The sequence below is a fragment of the Streptomyces sp. NPDC046261 genome, assembly GCF_040646235.1.
GTDB lineage: Bacteria > Actinomycetota > Actinomycetes > Streptomycetales > Streptomycetaceae > Streptomyces.
Genome location: NZ_JBEYZU010000001.1, coordinates 359,658 through 385,091 on the forward strand (window position 1 = coordinate 359,658; position 25,434 = coordinate 385,091).

The 25,434-nt window shown below is 73.6% G+C and carries 16 protein-coding genes; 9 read left to right on the forward strand and 7 right to left on the reverse strand.

The annotated features are described in order from the left end of the window. The first annotated feature begins 26 nt into the window (after positions 1 to 26). The 5 genes from ABZ956_RS01705 to moeZ all read left to right on the forward strand — a co-directional run bounded on the left by ABZ956_RS01705 (position 27) and on the right by moeZ (position 5,789). Entirely contained in the window at positions 27 to 1,571 is a 1,545-nt protein-coding gene (locus ABZ956_RS01705; RefSeq protein ID WP_361885334.1) for a DUF3492 domain-containing protein, read from the forward strand. Beyond that, positions 1,568 to 2,743 carry a hypothetical protein gene (locus tag ABZ956_RS01710; protein ID WP_361885337.1) on the forward strand — a complete coding sequence of 392 codons (1,176 nt, stop codon included), beginning with the start codon at positions 1,568 to 1,570 and terminating at the stop codon, positions 2,741 to 2,743. The genes ABZ956_RS01705 and ABZ956_RS01710 overlap by 4 nt, the downstream gene beginning before the upstream one ends. 101 nt (positions 2,744 to 2,844) lie before the next feature. Further along, the gene (locus ABZ956_RS01715) at positions 2,845 to 3,759 is read left to right on the forward strand and encodes an NAD-dependent epimerase/dehydratase family protein (protein WP_190111499.1); all 915 of its coding nucleotides are present in this window, start codon (positions 2,845 to 2,847) and stop codon (positions 3,757 to 3,759) included. Continuing rightward, on the forward strand, positions 3,756 to 4,526 hold the full coding sequence (locus ABZ956_RS01720; RefSeq protein WP_361886627.1) for a spherulation-specific family 4 protein: 771 nt from the start codon (positions 3,756 to 3,758) through the stop codon (positions 4,524 to 4,526). Before ABZ956_RS01715 ends, ABZ956_RS01720 begins: the two co-directional genes overlap by 4 nt. Before the next feature lie 84 nt (positions 4,527 to 4,610). Further along, positions 4,611 to 5,789 carry an adenylyltransferase/sulfurtransferase MoeZ gene (gene moeZ / locus ABZ956_RS01725; protein WP_361885340.1) on the forward strand — a complete coding sequence of 393 codons (1,179 nt, stop codon included), beginning with the start codon at positions 4,611 to 4,613 and terminating at the stop codon, positions 5,787 to 5,789. An 86-nt stretch (positions 5,790 to 5,875) separates the two neighbouring features. Here moeZ and ABZ956_RS01730 read toward each other — a convergent pair whose 3' ends face one another. The 7 genes from ABZ956_RS01730 to ABZ956_RS01760 all read right to left on the reverse strand — a co-directional run bounded on the left by ABZ956_RS01730 (position 5,876) and on the right by ABZ956_RS01760 (position 16,300). Further along, positions 5,876 to 7,411, reverse strand: coding sequence for an alpha/beta hydrolase (locus tag ABZ956_RS01730; RefSeq protein ID WP_361885342.1), 1,536 nt, complete (start codon positions 7,409 to 7,411; stop codon positions 5,876 to 5,878). Between the two features lie 63 nt (positions 7,412 to 7,474). Then, positions 7,475 to 8,518 (reverse strand): hypothetical protein, encoded by a 1,044-nt coding sequence (locus ABZ956_RS01735; protein WP_361885345.1) that lies wholly within the window; start codon positions 8,516 to 8,518, stop codon positions 7,475 to 7,477. A gap of 198 nt (positions 8,519 to 8,716) precedes the next feature. Then, the gene (locus tag ABZ956_RS01740) at positions 8,717 to 10,216 is read right to left on the reverse strand and encodes an alpha/beta hydrolase (RefSeq protein ID WP_361886630.1); all 1,500 of its coding nucleotides are present in this window, start codon (positions 10,214 to 10,216) and stop codon (positions 8,717 to 8,719) included. Positions 10,217 to 10,314: 98 nt separating this feature from the next. Beyond that, entirely contained in the window at positions 10,315 to 12,294 is a 1,980-nt protein-coding gene (locus tag ABZ956_RS01745) for an ABC transporter permease (protein ID WP_361885348.1), read from the reverse strand. Further along, complete coding sequence (gene modA / locus ABZ956_RS01750) at positions 12,291 to 13,058, reverse strand: molybdate ABC transporter substrate-binding protein (RefSeq protein WP_361885351.1); 768 nt, start codon at positions 13,056 to 13,058, stop codon at positions 12,291 to 12,293. Before modA ends, ABZ956_RS01745 begins: the two co-directional genes overlap by 4 nt. Before the next feature lie 14 nt (positions 13,059 to 13,072). Beyond that, positions 13,073 to 13,468 (reverse strand): helix-turn-helix transcriptional regulator, encoded by a 396-nt coding sequence (locus tag ABZ956_RS01755; protein ID WP_361885354.1) that lies wholly within the window; start codon positions 13,466 to 13,468, stop codon positions 13,073 to 13,075. 75 nt (positions 13,469 to 13,543) lie between these two features. Then, entirely contained in the window at positions 13,544 to 16,300 is a 2,757-nt protein-coding gene (locus ABZ956_RS01760; RefSeq protein ID WP_361885357.1) for a lysylphosphatidylglycerol synthase transmembrane domain-containing protein, read from the reverse strand. Positions 16,301 to 16,489: 189 nt separating this feature from the next. Between ABZ956_RS01760 and ABZ956_RS01765 the strand changes: the two genes are divergently transcribed. From ABZ956_RS01765 to ABZ956_RS01780, 4 genes are all read left to right on the forward strand, one after another. Beyond that, the gene (locus tag ABZ956_RS01765; protein ID WP_361885360.1) at positions 16,490 to 16,864 is read left to right on the forward strand and encodes an MGMT family protein; all 375 of its coding nucleotides are present in this window, start codon (positions 16,490 to 16,492) and stop codon (positions 16,862 to 16,864) included. A gap of 221 nt (positions 16,865 to 17,085) precedes the next feature. After that, the gene (locus tag ABZ956_RS01770; protein ID WP_361885364.1) at positions 17,086 to 20,394 is read left to right on the forward strand and encodes an ATP-dependent DNA helicase; all 3,309 of its coding nucleotides are present in this window, start codon (positions 17,086 to 17,088) and stop codon (positions 20,392 to 20,394) included. A gap of 30 nt (positions 20,395 to 20,424) precedes the next feature. Then, positions 20,425 to 23,931: a UvrD-helicase domain-containing protein gene (locus ABZ956_RS01775; protein ID WP_361885367.1), complete on the forward strand. Its 3,507-nt coding sequence runs from the start codon at positions 20,425 to 20,427 to the stop codon at positions 23,929 to 23,931. A 46-nt stretch (positions 23,932 to 23,977) separates the two neighbouring features. Next, the gene (locus ABZ956_RS01780; protein ID WP_361885370.1) at positions 23,978 to 25,420 is read left to right on the forward strand and encodes a dipeptidase; all 1,443 of its coding nucleotides are present in this window, start codon (positions 23,978 to 23,980) and stop codon (positions 25,418 to 25,420) included. Positions 25,421 to 25,434: the final 14 nt, after the last annotated feature.

Below are 25,434 nucleotides of genomic sequence, written 5' to 3' on the forward strand. Positions count from 1 at the left end.
CGACAAGGGAGAACGGGGGTGCGTTCGTGCGTGTGGGACTGCTTTCCGAGGGCGGGTATCCGTACGCCGCCGGCGAGGGCGGGGAGTGGTGCGACCGCTTGGTGCGCGGGCTCGGCCAGCACGACTTCGAGCTCTACGCCCTGAGCCGCAGCGCCCGCCAGGAGGACAGCGGTTGGCACGCGTTGCCGGGCAACGTCCGGCGGGTACGGGCGGCACCCCTGTGGGGCGGCCCCGCACCCGGCTGCGCGGGACGCGCCTACGGCTCGTACGGGCGCGACCAGCGACGGCGGTTCGCTGCCCACTTCGGGGACCTCGCCGCGGCGATCACCTTGCCGGGCGACCAGGCGTACCGTTTCACCGACGGCCTCAACGGACTCGCCGACCTCGCCCGCGACGAAGGCGGCCTCGCGGCCGCCCTCCGCTCCGAACTCGCCCTGCGCGCTCTGGAGACGGCCTGCCGCGCACCCGGCGCCCACCCCGCCGTCTACGGCACCCGCGTCGCCGACCTCCTCGTCGTCTCCGGACTCCTGGAACGGGCCCTGCGCCCGCTCTCCCTCGACTGGTACGGCACCGCCGACGGTGACCGGGGACTGGCCGCCGTCGACCTCTGCCACGCCACCTCCGCCGGACCCGCCGCCCTCCCGGGCCTGCTGGCCAAACGCTTCTTCGGCACACCGCTGCTCGTGACCGAGTACGAGGTCCGGCTGCGCGAGTACTACCTGGCCGGCGCCGACGGCCTCTCCGTGTCCGTACGCACCCTGCTGTCCGCCTTCCACAGCCGGCTGGCCGCCCGGATCTACGCCGAGGCCGCCGTGATCACCGCCGGCGACGGACAGGGCCGCCGCTGGCAGGAGCGGTGCGGAGCCGACCGCTCCAGGCTGCGCACCGTCCACCCCGGCATGGACGCCAGCCTCTACGAGGCCGTGGGCGAAGGCGTCGCCGGCGACGGGCCCGGCGCCGACGACGGCCTGACCCTGGTGTGGACCGGCGGCCCCGTCGAACCCCACCTGTGGGACGCCCTGGCCACCGTCCGGGACGCCGAACCGGACGTACGGCTGCGGATCGTCGGAGCACCACCGGAAACCGTCGACGGCCCCGACGGCGTCACCTTCGGGCCCGCCTGCGGACCCGAGGACTACGCCGCGGGCAGCGTCGTCCTCCTCTCCGGCGCCCTCGACGGCTTCCCCACGGCCCTCGCCGAGGCGATGTTCTGCGCCCGCGCCACCGTCTCACCGGACGTCGGCGCCGTCCGCGAAGTCATCGGAGGCACCGGCCTGATCGTCCCCCCGCGCGACCCGGCCGCCCTCGCCGAGGCATGTCTGACGCTGCTGCGCGACCCCGAACGCCGGGCCCGGCTCGGCGCCGCCGCCCGCGCCCGCGCCCTCGAACTCTTCACCGTCGAGCAGAACGTCTCCGCCTTCGGGGCCGTCTACCTCGAAGTCCTCTCCCGCGCCCCCGTCCAGCACACCGCCCCCGACCCGTCCGTCCCCTTCTCCCACGCCGCCGGCGCCCAGCCGCCGCTCTCCGTGTCCCCGCGCTCCGCCTCTCCCACCTGGGCAGGGCGCCCATGACCACCTCGCTGCGCCCCGACAGCGCCACCGCGGCCCCCGTCGGCATAGCCGGTGCCGGAACGGACGCGGCAGGCGCGGACGCCGAGCACGCCGGGAAGACCGCGCACGTCGCCACGGACGGCAGGCATCCGGCCGACCCCGTGAAGGCCCTCATGCGCCGCCACCACGCGCTGTGCGCCGGTGCCGTCCACCCCCTGGAGATCGCCGCACGCCTGGAGAAACACGGCATCGGCGACCGCGTCGCCGCCGAGTACCGGCACCGCGACGTGTTCTCCCTGGCCGAGGAGCTCCACGCGCGCGTGGAGCGCCACGAGGACCCCCACGACCGGCCGGATCCCGGCCCGGCCGGTACCGAGGGGGCCGAGCGGGCCGGCCGCGAGCACCGGCCCGGCCCCTGCGCCGCGCTGCGCGGCGGCTGGGGGGTCACCGGTTCGCTGGCCTGGCTCTGGCTGCTCGGCTACGCCCTCGCCGGCGACTGGGTCGTCACCCTGCTGCTGCACGGCCGCCGGGGGCTGCCCGCGCACGTGCTCGTGGCCGTCGCCGCCACCGCGGCCGCCCCCACCGCGCTCGCCCTGGCCTGCGCGGTCGCCCCCGCGGCCTGGTGCGCCCACTGGTTCACCGCCCGGGCCCGCCAGGTGCTCGCGGCGAGCCGGGGGCTCGCGGAGTTCGGCCGGCAGGTGCGGCCCGCCCTGCTGCTGGCGGTGGTGCTGTTCCTCGGCGCCCTGCTGGGCTTCCTGTGGCCCGCCCGCTCGGCCCTGCCGGCCGGCGGCCCGCTCGGCGCGCCCACCCCGCCCGCCCTGGCCTACACCGCCCTGGCCGCCCTCGGCGCGCTGTTCTTCCTCGCCCGGCTGCTCGCCGCCCACGGCCTGGCCAGGGCGGCGGTCGCCGCCACCCTCGCCGCCGCCCTCGCCGAGGCCGTACCGCTCGGCACGCTCCTGGCGGCCCGGCTGCCCGGCTGCGAGGCCCTGCGGTGGCCCGTCGGCTGGGCGGCGGACGCCTTCGGGCCGGCCGCCATACCGCTCGCGGCCTGCGCCCTGCCGGCCCTCGCCCTGCTGGCCCACGCCGTCCCCGCGCTGTCCCGGGCCTCGGTCCACGCACGCGCGGACGCCCCCCACGCGCCCCGTCCCACCGTCCCCGTCCGCCTGGGGACGTCTCCCGTGCCCGATGCGTAGGGAGAGCTTCGCCCGGTGACCACCCACCCTGTTCAGAGGAGAGCAAGGAAGATGACCGTTCACCCCCTCAGCACCACCGGGCGAGAGCGAGGGCACGACCGATGAGAGTCCTGCTGCTCGGCGCCAACGGCTACCTCGGCCGGTTCGTGGCCGACCGGCTGCTGGCCGACCCCGCCGTCCAGCTGACCGCGCTGGGCCGCGGCGACGACGCGGACGTCCGCTTCGACCTCGCCAGCGGCAGCCCCGGCGCGCTCACCCGCTTCCTCAACGCCGTCCACCCCGGCGTCGTCATCAACTGCGCGGGCGCCACCCGGGGCGGGGCCCGCGAGCTGACCCGGCACAACACCGTCGCCGTCGCCACGATCTGCGAGTCGCTGCGCCGCAGCGGCTGCGGCGCCCGCCTGGTGCAGGTGGGGTGCTCCTCGGAGTACGGGCCCTCGCAGCCCGGCTCCTCCACCGCCGAGGACGCCGTACCGCGCCCGGGCGGCCCGTACGGGGTGAGCAAGCTCGCCGCCACCGAACTGGTGCTGGGCTCGGGCCTGGACGCCATCGTGCTGCGCGTCTTCTCGCCGGTCGGGCCGGGCACGCCCGCCGGCTCGCCGCTGGGCCGGCTCGCGGAGGCCATGCGGCGGGCCATGCAGAGCGGCGACAACGAACTCAAGCTCACCGGCCTGGGCGTGCAGCGCGACTTCGTCGACGTCCGCGACATCGCCCGCGCCGTCCACGCGGCCTCCCTCTCCGCCGCGCAGGGCGCGGTCAACATCGGCACCGGGCGGGCCGTGCGGCTGCGCGACGCCGCGACCCTCCTCGCGCGCGTCGCGGGCTTCGGCGGCGCCCTGCACGAGCTGGACGACCCGCACCTGGGGAGCCCGCCCGCCTACCCCTACCCCGACGGCTGCGGCGGCTGGCAGCAGGCCGACGTGCGCACCGCCCGGGACCGGCTCGGCTGGCGCCCCCGCATCGGCCTGGAGGAGTCGCTGGCCGACATCTGGATGGAGGCGGCGTGTCGTATCTGATCTCCCCGGGCCACCGCCGCGCCCTCGGCGCGCGCAAGGCCCCCCTCCGGCTCGCCGTGCCGGGGTTCGCGCACCCCCTGGTCGCCCCCGCCGAATGGGGCGGTCTCCAGCGGCCAGGACTGCCGCTGGACTGGGTGGTGCTGGGGAGCAGCTCCCTGCGGGAGTCCGGGGGCCGGGCCGGCGGCCCCGGCTTCCGCCAGGACCCGTACTGGCTGTCCGCCGCCGTCCCGCTGCGGACGTCCGGCGTCCGCGTGCTGGGCCACCTGGACGTGGGGTTTGGCGAGCGCTCTTTCGGTGAACTGCTCTCGGACGCGCAGCGCTTCCTCAACTGGTACCGGGTGGACGGCTTCGCGCTGGGCCGCTGCCCCTGCGACGCCGCGGGGCTGGGGGAGATCCGGCGCGTGGCCGGTGCGCTGCGCACCCTGCTCGACGGGGCCCACATCGTCCTGGTGCACGGCCGGCACCCCTGTTCCGGATACGCCGCGCTCGCCGACCAGTTGGTGACCTATGCCGGACCGTGGTCCGGCTACCGCTGGTCCCAGGCCCCCGAGTGGACGGCCGAGCATCCGCCCGAGCGCTTCTGCCACCTCGTGCACGGCGTGCCGCGCGACCGCCTCGACGAGGCGCTGCGCATCGCCCGCTGGCAGGGCGCGGGCACCATCTACTTCACGGACCGCACCGACCACGACGATGTGGACCCCTGGGAGTCCCTGCCCGGCTACTGGGACGAGATCGTCTCGCGCATCGGACCTGGTGTCTCGGAATGAGACGGGGCGTGGCAGGGTTACAGGGGAAGAACAGAACGCTGCCTCTATGTTCCCCGCATCCGTGGGGATGACCCTGGAGACCCCGTGTCGCTGCCACCCCTGGTCGAGCCGGCTGCCGAGCTCACCGTCGACGAGGTCCGTCGGTACTCCCGTCACCTGATCATCCCGGATGTCGGGATGGACGGGCAGAAGCGCCTGAAGAACGCGAAGGTGCTCTGCGTGGGCGCCGGCGGCCTCGGTTCCCCCGCCCTGATGTACCTGGCCGCCGCGGGCGTGGGCACGCTCGGCATCGTGGAGTTCGACGAGGTCGACGAGTCGAACCTGCAGCGCCAGATCATCCACAGCCAGGCGGACATCGGCCGGTCCAAGGCCGCTTCCGCCCGGGACACGGTGCTCGGCATCAACCCTTACGTGAACGTCGTCCTGCACGAAGGCCGCCTCGAGGCGGACAACGTGATGGAGATCTTCTCCCAGTACGACCTGATCGTCGACGGCACGGACAACTTCGCCACGCGCTATCTGGTCAACGACGCCTGCGTCCTGCTGAACAAGCCGTACGTATGGGGTTCGATCTACCGCTTCGACGGACAGGCGTCCGTCTTCTGGAGCGAGCACGGCCCCTGCTACCGCTGCCTGTACCCCGAGCCCCCGCCGCCCGGCATGGTGCCCTCCTGCGCCGAGGGCGGCGTCCTGGGCGTGCTCTGCGCGTCGATCGGCTCCATCCAGGTCAACGAGGCCATCAAGCTGCTGGCCGGCATCGGCGACCCGCTCGTCGGCCGGTTGATGATCTACGACGCCCTCGAGATGACCTACCGGCAGGTCAAGGTCCGCAAGGACCCCGACTGCGCGGTCTGCGGCAAGAACCCGACCGTCACCGAGCTCATCGACTACGAGGCCTTCTGCGGCGTCGTCTCCGAGGAGGCCCAGCAGGCGGCGGCCGGCTCGACGATCACTCCCGCGCAGCTCAAGGAGTGGATCGACGGCGGCGAGAACATCGACATCATCGACGTCCGCGAGCCGAACGAGTACGAGATCGTCTCCATCCCCGGCGCCCGGCTGATCCCCAAGAACGAGTTCCTGATGGGCAGCGCCCTCCAGGACCTGCCGCAGGACAAGAAGATCGTCCTGCACTGCAAGACGGGTGTCCGGTCGGCGGAGGTCCTGGCCGTGCTGAAGTCGGCCGGCTTCTCCGACGCGGTCCACGTCGGCGGCGGCGTGATCGGCTGGGTCCACCAGATCGAGCCGCAGAAGCCGGTGTACTGACGGCTTCGGCGCTATGCCATGGGTGAGGGGCGGTCCGTCGCGGCGGACCGCCCCTCCTCGTCGTGGCTACGGCCGCGTCCCGTGCCCTATGCGCACGTCGTGCGGTTCGCCGGGGGTTTGCCCTCCAGCAGGTAGGCGTTCACGGCCTTCGTCGCGCACGCGTTGACCCCGTAGGTGCCGTGGCCCTCGCCCTCGACCGTGAGGAGGACGCCGACGCTCCTGCCGAGCCCCTCGGCCATCCGCTCCGCGCCGGCCACCGGCGTCGCGGGGTCGCCCGCGTTACCGATCACCACGATCGGCCCCGAGCCCTCCGCGCGCACGTCCGGGGTCTTCCACTTGCCCTTCACCGGCCAGTCCGTGCAGGCCAGCAGCGACCAGGCGGCGGATTCGCCGAAGACCGGCGAGGCCGCGCGGAACTCCGGCAGGCGCTGCTTCACATCGGCCACGGTGTAGCGCTGCTCCGCGTCGGCACAGGAAATCGCCCTGTTGGCGGCCTGGAGGTTGTTGTAGCGGCCGTCGGGGCCACGGCCGGAAATGGTGTCGAAGAGCAGCAGGAGCGTATTGCCGGTGCCCTTGCGCATGGCCTCCTGGAGGCCGGCGGTCAGGTACTTCCAGGTGTCCTTCGAATACAGCGCGGCCGCGATGCCGTTGACCGCCTCGTCCTGGGTGAGCTTGCGCCCCTGGTCGGTGGGCAGCGGACTGGCGTCGAGCCTCTTCAGCAGAGCGGTGATCTCACCCAGCTTCGGGCAGCCGGCCGCCGCGCCGGCCGAAGTGCCGCAGCTCTTGAGGTAGTTGCCGAGGGCGAGCTGGAAGCCCTTGCTCTGCCCGAGGCTGCCCTTCACCGGGTCCTGGGTCGGGTCCACGACCGCGTCGAGGACGGTCCGGCCGACCTTCTTGGGGAACAAGTGGGCGTAGACGGCGCCCAGTTCCGTGCCGTACGAGATGCCGAAGTAGTGCAGCTTCTCCTCGCCGAGCGCGGCCCGGATACGGTCGAGGTCGCGGGCGGCGCTGGCCGTGTCCACGTGGGGGAGGACCTTCGCGGAGTTCTTGGCGCACGCGTCGATGTACGCCTTGTTGGACGCGAGGCTCACCCGTAGCTCGGCGTCGTCGTCGGGCGTGCCGTCGATCTGGGCGGCCGCGTCGAGCTCCTTGTCGCTCTGGCACCGCACGCCCGCGCTCTCGCCCACACCGCGCGGATCGAAGCTCACCAGGTCGTACCGGTCGTGCAGCTTGTCGTACTCGTCCGCCAGGGACGGCAGCCCCGCCACCCCGGAGCCGCCGGGCCCGCCGAAGTTGAAGACGAGCGAGCCGATGCGGCCCTGCTTCTTACGCGCCGTGCTGCGGATCAGCGCCAGTTCGATCTTCTCGCCGTCCGGCTTGCCGTAGTCCAGCGGTACGGGCAGCTTGGCGCACTGCCACGCCTTGCCGGGCGCCTTGCCCGCGCCCTGCGCCGCGGTGGGGGCCTCGCACCGCTTCCAGTCGATCGCGACGCCCTGGGGCCGGCCCTTGCCGTCGGCGCCACCGCTGCCTCTGTCCTCGCCACAGGCGGTGGCGGTGGCGGTGAGGGCGATGACGAGGGACGCGGAGGCGAGGGCGGCGGCCCGTGGCCGTGTGGGACTCATTCCACCGACTCTACGGATAAATCGCCCGGGAGAAGGGATCCGCCCCCCGGCGTACGGTCGCCGTCAGACGGAGTGCAGGGGCGCGCAGCCGATGCGGCTCGCCACCGCGTCCACGAAGTCGGGGAAGGTCTCGCGCGGGTCGTCGAGGCGGGTCCCGGTGCGGCCGGGGCCCGTGCGCATGGCGAAGACCGTGGGGCGGCCGGCGCAGTCGGTGCGTATGAGCGCTCCCGACGCCTCGATCCGGCCCTGGGCCCGCCAGCCGGGCCGGGGCGGGCCGTCGCCGGTGAGGCCGTCGAACAGGGCCACGATCCGGGGCCGGGCGGCCATCGTGAAGCGCGCCGCCCACTGGCCGTCGCCGGCCACCGCACAGGTCTGGAAGCCGTCGTGCGCGCTGCCGGCCGTGGGCCGGGCCGCCGCGCGGCCGGCTATCGGGGCCGGGCAGGCGGAGGGGGGTGGGGAGGCGGTTGTGGGTGGGGAGGGAGTGGGTGATGTGGGGGTGGCTGGTGTGGGTGGTGTGGAGCGGGTCGGTGGGGGCTCCACCTCACCGGCACAACCGGTCGCCCTCGTGGCGCGGTTGGCCGCCTCCACCAGAAGCCGGCCCGTCCTGGCGGGGCTGGAGTCGAAGGACCCCGAGACCGTGACCACCGAGGGTCTGCCGTCCACATCGCACGACTCCGGCAGGACCAGCGTGCCGGTGTCCGCGGTGACGAAACCCGGGAGGTCGTCCGGAAGGGCCGTGTCGCCCCCGGCGAACAGGCCCGCCACCCACGCCCGGCGCTCCTCCTGCGCCCGCGGACCCGTCTCGTAGCGGACCTCCAGCTGTCGGCGGGGCGCGTCCGGGCCGTGGCCGCCGCTCCAGCTGAGGCTGCACCGGCCGCGGGGCCGGCCGGCTGTGGGGGCGGTCTCGCGGGCGGACCGGTGCCGGGCGTCCTCGCGGAACGGCCCGCCGTCCGCGCGCCAGGTGCCCCAGCAGTACTCCGGCTTGGTCAGCGGTCTGAACTGCGTCTGCCACAGGGCCATCAGGGCCGCCAGCAGTGCCGCGATGGCCAGGGCGCCGGTGAGCGTCCGGGCCCGCCGGTCGGTGCGGCTGCGCGGTCCGTGCGCCATCGCATGGCCCCCTCTCGCCCCCGTCGGTCGGCTGCAACTCGTCCGTCATACGCGGGACTTCGCCCGCTTCCGTTCCGCGGTGCCGCTGCGCCGCTCCGCGGAACTTCTGTGCGGGCGATGGTAGTGCGGGCCACTGACATTCGAGCCGGCGGAGTTCGTATTACCGGTGTGATGTGCTATGGGTGCTATCAGTACACCTTATGAGCAGATCTTATGGGCGTCCGGAACAGTACCTTCCAGCAGGTATGCGTCAACCGCGCTCTTCACGCACGCATTGCCGCTGTCGTACGCCCCATGGCCTTCGCCCCGGTACGTCATCTCCACCCCCACCCCCGGACCCAGCTCCTGGGCCATCTTGTGCGCTCCCTCGTAAGGAGTCGCCGGGTCACCGGTGTTGCCGACGACGAGGACGGGCGCGGAACCCTTCGCGCTCACATCGGGTGTCTGCCATTCGCCCTTTACGGGCCAACCGGTGCACTGCAGCAGGCTCCACGCCATGAACTCCCCGAAGACGGACGACGCCCTGCGGAACTCCGGCACCTTCCCCTCGATCTCGGCCGCCGTATAGCGCTGGGCGAAGTCCGCGCACGTGATGGCGTTCAACGACGCCTGGAGCGAGCTGTACCTGCCGTCCTGGCCGCGCCCGTTCATGGAGTCGCCGAGCGCGAGCAGGATCTTTCCGTCACCGTTCTCCGCGTCCTCGACGCCCTCGGTGAGGTAGTCCCAGAAGTCCCGTGAGTAAAGGGACTGCGCGATGCCGCTCGTGGCGAGCGACTGGGTGAGGTCGCGGCCGGCGCCGCCCGGCACGGGGTTCTTCTGCAGGCGGTTGAGCAGATCGCTGATCTGTTGCTCGGTAGGGCAGTTGTCGGCCGTCTTCACGCAGGCCGCCATGTAGTTGCCGAGCGCCAGCTGGAAGCCGCTCGCCTGCGCGAGCGCGCTCTGCACCGGGTCGCTGGACGGGTCCACCACCGCGTCCAGGAGCGCGCGTCCGACGTTCTTGGGGAACAAGTGGGCGTAGACGCCGCCCAGTTCCGTCCCGTACGAGACGCCGAAGTAGTGCAGCTTGGCGTCGCCCAGCACCTGGCGCATCAGGTCCATGTCGCGGGCGGCGTTCGTCGTGCCCACATGCGGAAGGATCTTGCCGGAGTTCTTGGCGCAGCCCGCCGCGTACCGCTCGACCCTTCCGACCAGGGCCCTTTCCTCCTCCTTCGTGGTGGGCGTGGCGTCGGCCGCGTAGTAGGCGTCGAGTTCCCTGTCGCTCAGGCAGGTCACGCCACTGCTGCGGCCGACGCCACGCGGGTCGAAGCTGACCAGGTCGTAGCGGGTGCGCAGGGTGCGGTAGTCGTCGGCGAACGCCGGGAGCGTGGTGATGCCGGAGCCGCCCGGGCCGCCGAAGTTGAAGATCAGCGAGCCGATGCGGTGGGCCTGGTCGGTGGCCTTCGCGCGGATCATGGCGATGCCGATGGTGTCGCCGTCGGGGTGGGCGTAGTCGAGGGGCGCCCTCAGGGTCGCGCATTCCCAGTCGCCGCCCGGAGGTCTGCCCCCGTCGCTGTCCTCTCCGGCGCTCGGCGCCGGGCACGTCTTCCAGTCCAGCTTCTGGCCGCCGGCTGCGGTGCCGGCCGCGGTGCCCGGAGCGTCGCCGCTGTCGCCCGCGCCGATGCTGCTGTCGCAGCTGGTGACGGTGGCGAGGAGCAGCATCACGGCGGAGAGCAGGGCTCCGGCCCGTACGGATCTGGACACGGGTCCCATCCTCCGGGCGCGGAGGCGGGGGGCGCGCGCCGTGCGGGGCGTACGGGTTACGCGGGCACGAACCTGACCTCGGTCGCCTTGACGCTCACCCACACCGCGGTGCCCTCGGCCAGGGCGAGGTCCGCCGCGGCCGAGGGGGTGATCTCGGCGACCACGTCCGGCTCGCCGTCCACAAGGACGCGCATTCTGCCGCCCTGGGCGGTGAGCTCGCGGACCGTGCCGGGCCAGACGTTGCGGGGGCTGCCGGTGGGGCGGCTGGTGTGGAGGGATACGGCCTCGGGTGGGATCACCGCCAGGCCGGTGGTGGGTGCGGCGGCGACTCTCTCGCCCGCTGCTGTCGTCAGGCTTGCGCCGTTGTCCAGGAGGATCGTTCCCTCCGGGGTCGCCTTGCCCTGCCAGGCGTTGTGACCGAGCATCCGCGCCACCCAGGGGGAGCGGGGGTGACGGGTCAGCTCGGCGGGCGTGGCGTATTGCAGCGTGCGGCCGTCCTCCAGGACCAGGACGCGGTCGGCCAACGACACGGCCTCCACAGGGTCATGGGTGACGATCAGGCAGACGCCCGGGAAGTCGGCGAGGTGCGTGCGGAGGGTCTGGCGGACGTGGGCCCGGGTGGACTGGTCCAGCGCGGCCAGGGGCTCGTCCAGGAGGAGCAGGCGGGGGCGGGCGGCCAGGGCGCGGGCCAGCGCCACGCGCTGGGCCTGGCCGCCGCTGAGGTGGGCGGGCCGGCGGTGGGACAAGTGGCCCACGCCCAGGCGGTCCAGCCAGTGCTGGGCCTCGTGGTGGGCTTCCTTTTTGGGGACGCCCTGGGTGCGGAGGCCGTAGGCGGTGTTGGCCAGGGCGGTGAGGTGGGGGAAGAGGGCGCCGTCCTGGGGGACCCAGGCGATGCGGCGGTGGTGGGGCGGTTGGGTGGCGGCGTCCGGGGTGGTGCCGCCCAGGTGCAGTGTTTGCGGCTTGGCTCGGGTGGTCAGGCCCAGGAGGGCGCGTAGGAGGGTTGTCTTGCCGGCGCCGTTCGGGCCTACTACCGCGATCGTCGTGCCGGCTTGGGCCTGAAGCGTTGCTTCTACAGCACCGCTGACCGTGGTGTGCAGCGGGTGTTCTGTGGTGCGGGGCCGGGGCGGGACGGGCCCTTCTGGGGCTGCATGATTTACGGCCGCTTCTGTCTCCTCGGCAGCGAACCCCGACCGCGGCCGCAAATCACGCTTTACGCCCCTGCCAGGGCCCATCCCGCCTCGGCCCCTCCCCGCCGTCGGCGGCTGCAGCCAGCGGCCCCTGAGGGAGAGCAGTACCGCCGTCGCTATCACCAGGAGCAGGAGCGATACCGCTGTCGCGCCCTCCGGGTCGTCCTGGAGGAGCAGGTAGACCTGGAGGGGCAGGGTCTGCGTCGTGCCGGGGAGGTTGCCCGCGAACGTGATCGTCGCCCCGAACTCCCCCAGCGCGCGGGCCCAGCACAGCGCCGCACCCGCGAAGAGGCCCGGGGCCACCATGGGGAGCGTGATCGTGCGGAAGGTGTGGAGGGGGGTGGCGCCCAGGGTTGTTGCTACCTCCTCGTAGCGGGGATGGAGGGCGGCGAGTGCTCCTTCGAGGCTGATCACCAGGAACGGCATCGCCACGAACGTGGAGGCCAGTACCGCTCCCGTGGTGGAGAACGGGAGGGTGATGCCGAACCATGCGTCCAGGTAGGTGCCGATGATGCCCCGTCGGCCGTAGCCCTGGAGCAGGGCTACACCTGCCACTGTGGGCGGCAGCACCATCGGGAGCATCACCAGGCAGCGTACGAGCGCTTTGCCGCGGAAATCCCCGCGGGCCAGCAGCCAGGCGAGCGGGACGCCCAGAGTTAGGGAGAGCAGGAGGGACCAGGCCGAGACCGCGAGGCTGAGGGTCAGCGCCTGGGTGACCCCGTGCGAGGTGAGGCGGCCGGGAAGCGTGGTCCAGGGCGTACGGGCGAGGATGCCGGCCAGCGGCAGGAGGAGGAACGCCACGGCCAGGGCGGCCGGCAGCGCGAGGGTCAGGGGTGCGCGGACTCTCACGGCTGCTGGAATCCGGCGGACCGCAGGAGGTTCTGGGCCTCGGGCGAGGTCAGCCACGTGACGAAGGCGGCGGCCTCGGCGCCGTGCCGGGAGGACTTGAGCGCCGCGGCCGGGTAGGAGGCCACCGCGTTCTGGGCATCGGGGACGGTCACCGTGGCGACCTTGTCCTTGGCCGCGGCGGCATCGGTGACGTAGACGATGCCCGCGTCCGCCTCGCCGAGCGAGACCTTGCTCAGCACGGCACGGACGTTGGGTTCCTGGGAGACCGGCTTGACGGAGACGTGCTGGTCGTCGAGGACCTTCTTGCTGTAGCGGCCCACGGGTACCTCGGGGGCGGCGAGGACGACCTTCAGGTCGTTCTTGGAGAGGTCGGAGAGACCCTCGATCCTCTTCGGGTTGCCGGGGGCCGTGGCGATCGTCAGGCGGTTCTTCGCGATGACGGTGGGGGCCGCGGTCTCCTGCTTGAGGCCATCCATCGTTTTCGTGTCGGCCGTCACGAGTGCGTCGGCGGGGGCGCCCTGGCGTACCTGTGCGGCCAGTTCCTGCGAACCGGCGAAGGAGAACTTCACCGTGGTGCCGGGGTGCGCCTTCTCGTACGCCGCGCCCGCGCTCTTGAAGACGTCGGTGAGGGAGGCCGCGGCCAGGACCGTCAGTGTGGTCCTCTCTTTGGCGTCGGCCTTGCCGGAGTCGTTGCCGCCGCAGGCTGTGAGGGGCATCAGCAGGGCTGTTGCCACGAGGGCGGCGGTGCGGCGTGCGCGGTGCATGCTTTCTCCTGGGCTCAGGCGCGGTCGATGTGGACGTTGGTGGCCTTCACCCGGGCCACGGCTTCCATCCCGACCGCGAGGCCGAGCTCCTCCACGGCCTCGCGGGTGAGGAGGGAGACGAGCCGGTGCGGGCCCGCCTGGATCTCGACCTGGGCGGCGACATCGCCGAGCTTGACGGCGGTGATGATCCCGGCGAAGGCGTTCCGGGCCGTGGTGTACGCGGCTTCCTCGCCCTCGTGCGCCTCAGCGGCGAGGGCCACCGAGAACGCCGCCAGGTCGGCCCCCTTGATCAGCCGCTTCCCGGCGTCGTCCCGCTCGGTGGGCATCCGCCCCGCGTCCGCCCAACGCCGGACCGTATCGGGACTGACCCCCAGCAGACGGGCAGCCCGCCCGATGGTGTACGACCGCATACGCGGCACGGTATGGGCATGCGGCTCGCAAACGCAAGGTGGGGTGGGTGCGGTGCCTGGCGTATGCGCCTTCTTCTAAATCGCGCCCTTCCGCGTCAACTGGTTGAAGCACAGCCATCCCGGCAGCACCGGCAACCAGAACGTCATCAGCCGGTACAGCAGTACCGCCGGCGCCGCCGTCTCCGCCGGCAGGCCCGCCAGGGTGAGGGCACCGATCAGGACGCCCTCCACCGCGCCTACGCCACCCGGCGTCGGCGCCGCGGAGCCCAGGGCGTTGCCGGCGAGGAAGACCACGGCCACGCTCGCGTAACTCAGCTCGCCGCCGAAGGCGCGGATGGAGGTGTCGAGGCACATGACGAAGGCGGCCGACAGCAGCAGCCAGCCGCCGATGCCGTTGACGACCTTCCGGGGGCGCTGCAGGAGGTCCAGCATGCGCGGCACGACGCCCGCGAACAGTGACCGCACGCGGGTGGAGACGAACTTGCGCAGGAAGGGGACCGCCGTGACGACGAGCACCAGGACCGCAGCCGTCAGCAGGCCGCCGATGACCGTGCGGGACGGCGGGAGGGCCGAGGAGGTGCGTTCGGTGCCGGTGATGTAGCCGAAGGTCAGCAGCAGGACGATGTGGCAGGCCAGACCGAAGAGCTGGGAGGCTCCCACGCTGGCCACCGCGAGCCCCGGGCGCAGGCCGGCGCGCTGCAGGAAGCGGGTGTTGAGGGCCACGCCGCCGACCGCGGCCGGGGCGACCAGCTTCACGAAGGAGCCGGCGACCTGGGCGAGCACGGTGCGGCCGAAGGGGACCTTCTCGGGGACGAAGCCCAGCAGGCTCATGGCCGCCGCGAGGTAGCTCAGGGCGGAGAAGCCGGCGGCGGCCGCGACCCAGTACCAGTTGGCCTGGTCGACGAGCTCGCCCAGCTTGACGTGGGCGAGCTGGGAGAGCAGCACGTAGGCGGCGATGGCGCCGGCGATGGAGCTGATCAGCGTGCGGGGCCTGATGCGCTCCAGGCGTACGGGCTCTATGGGGGCCTGGGGGCGGATGAGGAGCACCTGGCGGCGGATCTGCGCGAGCAGGTCCTCCTCGCGGGCCTCCTCGGCGGCCTCGTCGAGGGCCTGCTTCTCGGCCTTGCGCTCGGCCTTGAGGGTCTTCTTGAGGTCGCCCCTGTCCTCCTCGGCGCCCGCTTCGGCGCGCTCGCGGGCCTTCTCCTCCCGGGCGATGCGGGAGGCCTCCAGGGCCGCCTCGCGCTCGCGGTGGGAGCGTTCGCGGGCGATCTGGCGCAGGGTCGCGCGGCTGGAGCGGGTGAGGGCGATGGGCTGGAGGAGGGGCAGGCTGTCGGCCACGGCCTCGGGGCCGATGACGTCGACGGCGGCGGCCACCGCGCGTTCGGCGCCCACCCGCAGGCCGAGCGTGGTGAGCAGCTGGGCGACGTCCATGCGCAGCACCACGTCGCCCGCGGCGATCTCGCCGCCTCGCAGGTCGGTCAGGACGACATTGCCGGAACGATCCACCAGGAGGGCGTCGCCGTCGAGCCTGCGGTGGGCGATGCGGCGCGACTGCAGGGCCTGGACCTGGCGCCAGGCGCCGGCCATCAGCTCGTCGGTGATCTCCTCGTCGGGGAGGGCGTCGAGGGTGCGGCCGCCGATGTGCTCGTAGACGAGCATGACGGCGTCCGGGCCGAGCTCGGAGGTGGCGATGAGCTTGGGCGCGTTGGCGCCGGCGGCGATGGCCGCGTAGGCGAGCAGCGCCTCCTGTTCGAGGGCCTGGCGCAGTGACTGCAGGCTGCGGCGCTGGGTGATGCCGCGCAGGGCCAGGCGCTGCCAGACGCGGTAGAAGAAGCCCTGGGCCTGCTGTTCGCGGTCGACGACGGTGACGTCGAGGGGCGGGCCGTCCTCGAGGGTGACGATGTAGCGGCGGCCCCGGTCGGGGTGCGCGGACGGCTCGGCGTCGGCGGCGTCGTCCTCGGTGCGCAGCGCGCTGACGGGCTTGAAGCCCACGCGCCGGAGGCCGGCCAGGAGGTGCTGGCCGGTGGGGCGCACGTTCGGGGAGCCGACGGCGTAGAGGGTGCCGTAGGCGACGGTCCAGCCGATCAGGACGGTGGCGACGATCGAGAAGGGGGTGGTGTAGCCGTTGACCAGGACGGCGAAGGCGTCCAGGAGCAGGACGGCCCACATCGCGACCCGCCAGCGCGGGCGGCGGGACATGCCGACGGCCGTCATGTAGGCGATGACGGGTGCCAGGTAGCCGTGGACCGGGTCGGTGAAGCCGCCGGTGGGGGCGGGCTGGGTCAGCGCGTCGCGGATCGATCCGGGTGCCGCCTCGGCGACCCAGAGGTCGGTGGCCAGGGACACGCCGTGGGCGAGGACGGCCGCCAGGACGCCGTCGGCGATGCGCAGGCCGTCGCGTTTGATGAGCCGTTCGATGGCGAACGCGACGGGGACGATGAAGACGGCGATGTTGGCCGTGAGCCCGGCGAAGTTCGCCAGCAGCTGGGGCGCCCGGCCGGTGCTCTCGCTGATGTCCTTCTCCAGGCCCGTGGTGGTGCCGTGGGCGAAGGCCGCGAGGGCGAGCACGAGGGCGATGCCGACGATGCCGAGGAAGAGCCGGACGAGGTCGGCGGGGCGGTGGACGCGGGCGGGCAGCAGGGGCTCGTCGCCGGAGACCTTGTCGATGTGATCCTCGCCGCCTTCGCACTTGTACGCGCCGGACTCCTCGGGGTCACCGGGCGTGCCACGGCCCTCGGGGTCGCCGTGGCAGGGCAGCACTTCGGGGGCGCGCGCCTCTTCCGGAGGCTGCGCGCCCTGCTGCTTGTCGGTCTCTTCTTTGTCTCGTATCACCGGTCACCGCCCGGAAGATGGTGGCATGGCCCGGCCGGGCAAGGGGGTATCAGGGTGCATTTCGGGGGCGCGGACTCCGGATCGTACGCCCTGTAGTGCGATGGCGCACTCTGAGTGATCTTGTGGAATACGCGACTCCGGGGAGCGGCGCGGAGTGTGGGATTCCGTTCCGGCGGGGTGTGACGGGGGATGCGGCAGTATGGACCGGTGAACGAGCTTCCCGAGTACGCGGAGCGGGTGCTGGCCGTCGCCGAGCTGATTCCCCCGGGACGGGTGATGACCTACGGGGACGTCGCCGAGTGGCTCGGCGAGGGCGGACCCCGGCAGGTCGGACGGGTCATGGCGCTCTACGGCGGCGCGGTGCCGTGGTGGCGCGTGGTCCGCGCCGACGGCGTGCTGCTGCCCGGGCACGAGCTGCGGGCGCTGGCCCACTACCGCCAGGAGGGCACCCCGCTGCGCCACGCCGGCCCCACGGCCGAAGGACACGTGCCCCGGCTCGCGATGGCCCGGGCACGCTGGGACGGCGCGGAAGCGGACGGTCCGGGTGTGACTCCGCACACCTGAGGGCCTCCGCCGCCCGGAGCCCGGCGAGCCGCACCCCGGCCCGTGGCCCCAAGGCGTAACCCGAACGGATGAGGTCGCCGAAGGCCGACGGCGACCGCCGTGACGCCCTGCGCCCCACCGGCCTTCTGGCGTAGCGTCGGGGGCCGCCCTTCGCTCAGGACCCTGTCCCCTCATGGACGGCCGCACGACACCCCGCACTCCCACCAGGACCGGCAACCCACGTGAGTTCCTCCCCCGCTTCCCGCTCGGCGCACCGGCCCGCCCCGGGCGCGTACCGTCTGGTGCGCACCCGGCCGGGCCCCGTGGCCCCTCCTGAGCTGGACGCGCGCCAGCGTGCCGTGGTTGACCACGCGCGGGGGCCGCTGCTGGTGCTCGCCGGGCCGGGAACGGGCAAGACGACGACGCTCGTGGAAGCGGTGACCGAGCGGGTGCGGCGGGGCACCGACCCCGAGCGCATCCTCGTGCTGACCTTCAGCCGCAAGGCGGCCGTCGAGCTGCGTGACCGGATGGCGGCCCGGCTCGGCGGCGCGTACGGGCCGCAGGCGACCACGTTCCACTCCTACTGCTACGCACTGGTGCGCGCCCATCAGGACGTCGACCTCTTCACCGACCCGCTGCGGCTGATGTCCGGACCCGAGCAGGACGTGATGGTCCGCGAGCTCCTCGCGGGCGAGGTCGAGCTGGAGCGCGAGGGTCGCAGCAGCGTGCGCTGGCCCGACGAGCTGCGGGCCTGCCTGACCACGCGCGGCTTCGCCGACGAGGTGCGGGCGGTGCTCGCGCGCAGCCGCGAGCTGGGGCTGGGCGCGCGCGACCTGGGCGACTTCGCCCGGCGCGGCGGCCGCCCGGACTGGCTCGCCGCCTCGTCCTTCCTGGCCCAGTACCTGGACGTGCTCGACATGCGCGGCGTCCTCGACTACGCCGAGCTCGTGCACCGCGCCGTGCTGCTCGCCGAGCGCCCGGAGGTCGCGGCGGAGCTCGGGCGGCGGTACGACGCGGTGTTCGTCGACGAGTACCAGGACACCGACGCCGCCCAGGTGCGGCTGCTGCGGGCACTGGCGGGAGGCGGCAGGACACTCGTCGCCTTCGGTGACCCGGATCAATCCATCTACGCCTTCCGTGGTGCCGACATCAACGGCATTCTGGACTTTCCCTCCGCCTTCCCCCGCCGGGACGGCTCCGCCGCGCCGGTCGAGGTCCTGACCGTCTCCCGCCGCTCGGGCGCCGCCCTGCTGGCCGCGACCCGGCTGCTCACCCGGCGGATGCCGCTCACCCGCCTGCCGGCCGCCGCCGTACGGGCCCACCGCGAGCTCGGCGCCGTACGGGACGGCGGCCGGGTGGAGGCGTACACCTACCCGACCGCCGGCGGCGAGGTCGACAACATCGCCGACATCCTGCGCCGCGCCCACCTCGAGGACGGCGTCCCCTGGCACGAGATGGCCGTCCTGGTCCGCGCCGGCTCCCGCTCGATACCGGGCCTGCGGCGCGCCCTGACCTCGGCGGGCGTCCCGGTCGAGGTCGACGGCGACGACCTCCCGCTGCGCCACGAACCGGCGGTGGCGCCCCTGCTGACCGCCCTGCGGGTGGTGGCGGAGTCGGCGATCCGGCCCGCGGAACCCGACGGCGAGACCACGGACACGCGGGGCCACCGGCTCGACACCGAGACCGCGCTCGGCCTCCTGACCTCCCCCCTGGGCGGCATGGACGCGGCCGACCTGCGCAGGCTCGGCCGCGCCCTGCGCGACGAGGAACGCGCCGCGGGCCAGGCCCTCCCGCGCTCCTCGGACACCCTCATCGCCGAAGCCCTCGCCGAGCCCGAGCGCCTCGTCGCGCACGACCCGGCGTACGCACGCGGTGCCCAGCGCCTGGGCGCACTCCTGCGCACCGCCCGCGAGCTCCTCGCACACGGCGGCACCGCCGAAGAGGCCCTGTGGACCCTGTGGGACGGCACGCCCTGGCCCTCCCGCCTCCAGCGGGCGGCACACCGCGGCGGAGCCGCCGGCCGCAACGCCGACCGCGACCTCGACGCCGTGTGCGCCCTGTTCGAGACCGCCGCCCGCGCCGAGGAGCGCACCGGCGGCCGCGGTGCCCTGAACTTCCTGGACGAGCTCGACGCCCAGGACATCGCCGCCGACACCCTCACCCACCGGGCGGTGCGCCCCGACGCCGTCCGGCTGATGACCGCCCACCGCTCCAAGGGCCTCCAGTGGCGGCTCGTCGTCGTCGCCGGCGTCCAGGAGGGCCTCTGGCCCGACCTGCGCCGCCGCGGCTCGCTCCTGGAGGCCGACCGCATCGGACGCGACGGCCTCGCCGAGCCCCTGAGCCCCGGCGCGCTCCTCGCCGAGGAGCGCCGTCTGTTCTACGTGGCCGCCACGCGTGCCCGCGAGCGCCTGATCGTGACCGCCGTCAAGGCGGCGGCAGAGGACGGCGACCAGCCCTCCCGGTTCCTGACCGAACTCGGCACCGAGCCCGTCGACATAACCCAGCGCCCCCGCCGCCCCCTGGCCGTCTCCGCGCTCGTCGCCGAACTGCGCGCCACCACCGTCGACCCCGCCGCCTCCGACGCCCTGCGGGCCGCCGCGGCCGAGCGGCTCGCCACCCTCGCCGCCCTGCGCGACGACGAGGGCCAGCCGCTCGTCCCCTCCGCGCACCCCTACCGCTGGTGGGGACTGGACGAGCCGACACGCAGCGCCGTGCCGCTGCGCGACCCCGACCGTCCGCTCGCGCTGTCCGGCTCGGCCGTCGGCCAGCTGGCCGGTACGTCCGGCACCTGCTCGCTGCAGTGGTTCCTGGGCCGCGAGGTGAAGGCCGACGCGCCCTCCACCGCCGCCCAGGGCTTCGGCAACGTCGTGCACGTCCTCGCCGACGAGGTCGCCTCCGGCCGCACCCCGGCCGACCTCGCCGTCCTGATGGAGCGCCTGGAATCGGTCTGGGACTCGCTCGCCTTCGACGCCCCCTGGAAGTCGCAGCAGGAGAAGGAGAACGCCCGCGCCGCCCTCGAACGCTTCCTGCGCTGGCACGTGATGGAACGCGGCGGCCGCACCGCCGTGGCCACCGAGCACGGCTTCGACCTCACCCTGAAGGCGGCCGACCACCTCGTGCGCATCCGCGGCTCCATGGACCGCGTGGAACGGGACGCCGACGGCCGCGCCTACGTCGTCGACTTCAAGACCGGCAAGGGCACCGTCTCCGCGAACGACGTCGAACGCCACCCCCAGCTCGCCGTCTACCAGCTCGCCGTCGAGGAGGGCGCCGTCGACGACCTCTTCCCCGACGGCCGCCCCGCCGCCGGCGGCGCCGAACTCGTCCAGCTGCGCCAGGGCGCCGCCAAGAAGGACGGCGGCGACACCCTCCCCAAGGTCCAGGCCCAGGGCCCGCTGGGGGAGGGGCAGTGGATCGGCGACCTCCTCGCCGAGGCCGCCGGCCGGGTGCTCGAGGAGCGCTTCGCCCCGCGCCCCGGCCAGCACTGCGCGCACTGCTCGTTCCGGGCCTCCTGCACGGCCCGGCCCGAGGGCCGGCAGATCGTGGAGTGAGTGTCAGTGCCTCCCGTTAGCGTTTCCGGCGTGACCCCGCGCCTGACCGACCCCGAGCAGCTCAAGGAGCTCCTCGGCATTCCGTTCACCCCGGAGCAGCTGGCCTGCATCACCGCGCCGCCCGCCCCGCAGGTCATCGTGGCCGGAGCCGGCTCGGGCAAGACGACCGTCATGGCCGCGAGAGTCGTCTGGCTCGTGGGCACCGGCCAGGTCGCCCCCGAACAGGTCCTCGGCCTCACCTTCACCAACAAGGCGGCCGGCGAGCTGTCCGAGCGCGTACGCAAGGCCCTCACCGAGGCCGGCATCGCTCCCGAGGAGCCGTACGACGAGAGCGGCACGGGCGGCGACCCGCAGATCTCCACCTACCACGCCTTCGCCGGCCGCCTCCTGAAGGAGCACGGCCTGCGCATCGGCCTGGAACCCACCACCAGGCTCCTCGCCGACGCCACCCGCTTCCAGCTCGCCGCCCGCGTCCTGCGCTCCTCCCCGGGCCCGCACCCCGCGCTCACCCGCTCCTTCGCCGACCTCGTCTCCGACCTGCTCGCCCTGGACGGCGAGCTCGCCGAGCACCTCGTCTCGCCCGCACGCCTGCGCGCCTACGACCAGGAACTGCTGACCACCCTGGAAGGCGCCCGGCTCACCAACGCGGACCTGCGCAAGGTGCCCGACACCGCCCGCGCCCGCCTCGAGCTGCTGGACCTGGTCGAGGCATACCGCCGCGAGAAGCGCGGCCGCGACCTCCTCGACTTCGGCGACCAGATCGCCCTCTCCGCCGAACTGGCCGGCGGCCGCCCCGAAGTGGGCCGCATCCTCCGCGAGCAGTTCGCGGTCGTCCTCCTCGACGAGTACCAGGACACCTCGGTCGCCCAGCGCCTCCTGCTGGCCGGCCTGTTCGGCGGCGGCACCGGCCACGCGGTGACCGCCGTCGGCGACCCCTGCCAGGCCATCTACGGCTGGCGCGGCGCGTCGGTGGCCAACCTGGACGACTTCCCCCACCACTTCCCCCACGCCGACGGCCGCCCCGCCGACCGCTACTCCCTCAGCGAGAACCGCCGCAGCGGCGGCCGCCTCCTGCACCTGGCCAACGAGCTCGCCACCGACCTGCGCGCGCGCCACGAAGGAGTCGAGGCGCTGCGCCCCGCCCCCGGCGCCGAGCGGGACGGCGTGGTGCGCTGCGCCCTGCTGCCCACGCACGCCGAAGAGCTCGACTGGCTCGCCGACTCTCTGGCCCACCTCGTCCGCACGGGCACCAGCCCCGGTGACATCGCGGTCCTGTGCCGCACCGCCACCGACTTCGCCCAGATCCAGGGCGCGCTGGTGGAGCGCGACATCCCCGTGGAGGTGGTCGGCCTGTCCGGCCTCCTGCACCTGCCGGAGATCGCCGACCTCACCGCGGTCTGCGAGGTCCTCCAGGACCCCACGGCCAATGCCGCGCTCGTCCGCCTGCTGATCGGCCCCCGCTGGCGCATCGGCCACCGCGACCTGGCCCTGCTGGGCCGCCGCGCCCGCACGCTCGTGCCCTACGGCAGCACGGGCTCGGACCCCGACCGACGCCTGGCCGAAGCGGTCGAGGGCGTCGACCCGGCCGAGGTCATCTCCCTCGCGGACGCCCTCGACACCTTCCTCACCCCCGATGCCCCGGACGACGGCCTTCCGTTCTCCCCGGAGGCCCGCGTCCGCTTCGCCCGCCTGGCGGCCGAACTGCGCGACCTGCGCCGCAGCCTGGCCGACCCGCTGATGGACATCCTCCACCGGGTGCTGGCCACCACGGGCCTGGAAGTGGAGCTCTCCGCCTCCCCCCACGCCCTGGCCGCCCGCCGCCGCGAGACCCTCACCCAGTTCCTCGACATTGCCGCGGGCTTCGCGGCCGTGGACGGCGAGGCGACGCTGCAGGCATTCCTGGGCTTCCTGCGCACGGCGGCCCAGTACGAGAAGGGCCTGGACAGCTCGCTCCCCGGCGGCGAGAACACCGTCAAGATCCTCACCGCGCACAAGTCCAAGGGCCTGGAGTGGGACGTGGTGGCGGTGCCGGGCCTGGTGGCGAAGTCCTTCCCGAGCGAGCAGTCCCGCGACTTCTGGACCTCCCAGCCCAAGGTCCTCCCGCACGCCCTGCGGGGCGACGCCGACACCCTGCCCGACGTCCGCTCCTGGGACAGCAAGGGCCTCACGGCCTTCAAGGCCGCCATGAAGGCCCACCAGCACACCGAGGAACTCCGCCTCGGCTACGTCACCTTCACCCGCCCCCGCTCCCTCCTCCTGGGCTCCGCCCACTGGTGGGGCCCCAACCAGGTGAAGCCCCGCGGCCCCTCGGCCTTCCTGGAGGCCCTGCGCGAACACTGCGAGGCGGGCCACGGCGAGATCGAGGTCTGGGCGGACCGCCCCGAGGAGGGCGCCAAGAACCCGGCCCTCCAAGAGGAGGCCATGGACCACTCCTGGCCCCTGCCGCTGGACCCCACGTCCCTGCGCCGCCGCCGCGAGGCGGCGGAGACGGTGCTGGCCCACTTGGAACGCCTGGAGTCGACTCCGCAACCAGAGAGGCCCCACGACCCGGACTGGCCTCCGCAGGAAGAGGAGCACGAGGAGGAGGACCTACCGGACTGGGACACGCTCCCCACAACGCGCCCGCAGCCGAAGGAGGCACCCACCGTCCCGCAGCCGCGAACGGCGGGGAGGGGCCGGGACGGGATGGGCCCTGGCAGGGGCGTAAAGCGTGATTTGCGGCCGCGGTCGGGGTTCGCTGCCGAGGAGACAGAAGCGGCCGTAAATCATGCAGCCCCAGAAGGGCCCGTCCCGTCCCGGACCCGCACCACAGAACACGCTCTGCTCCCCGAGGAGACCCGCACGCTGGCCTCCTGGGACCGCGACCTGACCGCACTGGCCACAGAGCTCAAGCGCGCCCGGGCCACGGTGCGCGACGTCGTCGTGCCCGCGTCCCTCACGGCCACGCAGCTAGTCGCCCTGGCCGACGACCCGGACGCCTTCGCCCGCGACCTGGCCCGCCCCATGCCGCGCAAGCCCCAGCCCGCCGCCCGCAGAGGCACCCGGTTCCACGCCTGGGTCGAGTCCCGCTTCGAGGAGGTCCCACTCCCCTTCCCGGGCCCCGACGAGCTCTGGGACGCAGGCGCCCCGGAGGACGCCCCGGAGATCGTCGACGAGCGCGACCTGGCCGAGCTCAAGGCGGCCTTCGAGCGCACCCCGTACGCCCACCGCACCCCGTACCGCGTGGAGGCGCCGTTCCAGCTCACCCTCGCGGGACGGCTGATCCGAGGCCGGATAGACGCGGTCTACCGCGTCGAGGCCGAAGGCGCGGGCGACCGCGAGCGCTACGAGATCGTCGACTGGAAGACCGCCCGGACCCACGACGCCGACCCCCTCCAGCTGGCGATCTACCGCCTGGCCTGGGCGGAACAGCGCGGCGTCCCCCTGTCGTCCGTCGGGGCCGCTTTCGTGTACGTACGCGACGGCGAGACGGTCCGCCCGGACGCCCTGCCGGACCGCGCGGGGCTCGAGAAGATCCTCCTGGGGGAGGAAGGATGAGAAACCCGGTCATGGTCACACCGCGTCGCCGGATAGGCTCGATGGCATGAGCAACACCCCGGACACCGCCGTCCGCGCGTACATCGACGCCCACCGCGCCGCGTTCCTCGACGACCTCGCCGAGTGGCTGCGCATCCCGTCGGTCTCGGCCGACCCGGCCCGCGCGGCCGATGTACGGCGCAGCGCGCAGTGGCTGGCGGCGAAGCTCCAGGAGACCGGCTTCCCGGTGGTGGAGGTCTGGGAGACGGGGACCGACGGTGCCCCCGGCGCCCCCGCCGTCTTCGCGGAGTGGCCCTCCGGCGAGGAGAACGCCCCCACGGTCCTGGTCTACGGCCACCACGACGTCCAGCCCGCCGCCCGCGAGGACGGCTGGCACACGGACCCGTTCGAGCCGACGACCGTGGACGGCAGGCTGTACGCGCGCGGCGCCGCCGACGACAAGGGCCAGGTGTTCTTCCACACCCTGGGCGTCCGCGCCCACCTGGCGGCGACCGGCCGCACGGCCCCCGCCGTCAACCTCAAGCTGCTGATCGAGGGCGAGGAGGAGTCCGGCTCGCCGAACTTCCCGGCCCTCGTCCACGCCCGCGCCGACCGCCTCGCCTGCGACGCGGTGATCGTCTCCGACACCGGCATGTGGTCGGAGGACACCCCGACCGTGTGCACGGGCATGCGCGGCCTCACCGACTGCCAGATCGACCTGTACGGCCCGGACCAGGACATCCACTCCGGCTCGTTCGGCGGCGCGGTCCCGAACCCCGCCATGGAGGCGGCGCGCCTGGCCGCCGCCCTGCACGACGAGAACCACCGGGTGACGGTCCCGGGCTTCTACGACGGCATAGTCGAGCTGACGCCCGCCGAGCGCGAGCTCTTCGCGGAGCTGCCGTTCGACGAGCAGCGCTGGCTGCGCGCGGCCCACTCGCACGGCACGTCCGGCGAGGCCGGCTACAGCACGCTGGAGCGTATCTGGGCCCGCCCCACCGCCGAGGTGAACGGCATAGGCGGCGGCTACCAGGGCCCCGGCGGCAAGACGATCGTGCCGTCGACCGCCCAGCTGAAGCTTTCGTTCCGCCTGGTCGCGGGCCAGGACGCGGACCGCGTCCAGGAGTCCGTACGCGCGTGGGTGGCGGCCGCGCTGCCGGAGGGGATCCGGCACGAGGTCACGTTCTGGGGCGCGACCCGCCCCTGCCTGACCCCGCTGGACCACCCGGCCCTGCGGTCCGTCGTACGGGCCATGGGCCGCGCCTTCGGGCAGAAGATCCGTTTCACGCGCGAGGGCGGCTCGGGCCCCGCGGCCGACCTGCAGGACGCGCTCGGCGCGCCGGTGCTGTTCCTGGGCATCTCGGTGCCGTCGGACGGCTGGCACGCGCCCAACGAGAAGGTCGAGCTGGACCTCCTCATGAAGGGCGTCGAGACCGCCGCCTACCTGTGGGGCGACCTCGCCGACACCGACAGCGCCGACACCGACCGCAAGGCGCGGGTCGCACCGTAAGCCACAGGACCGTA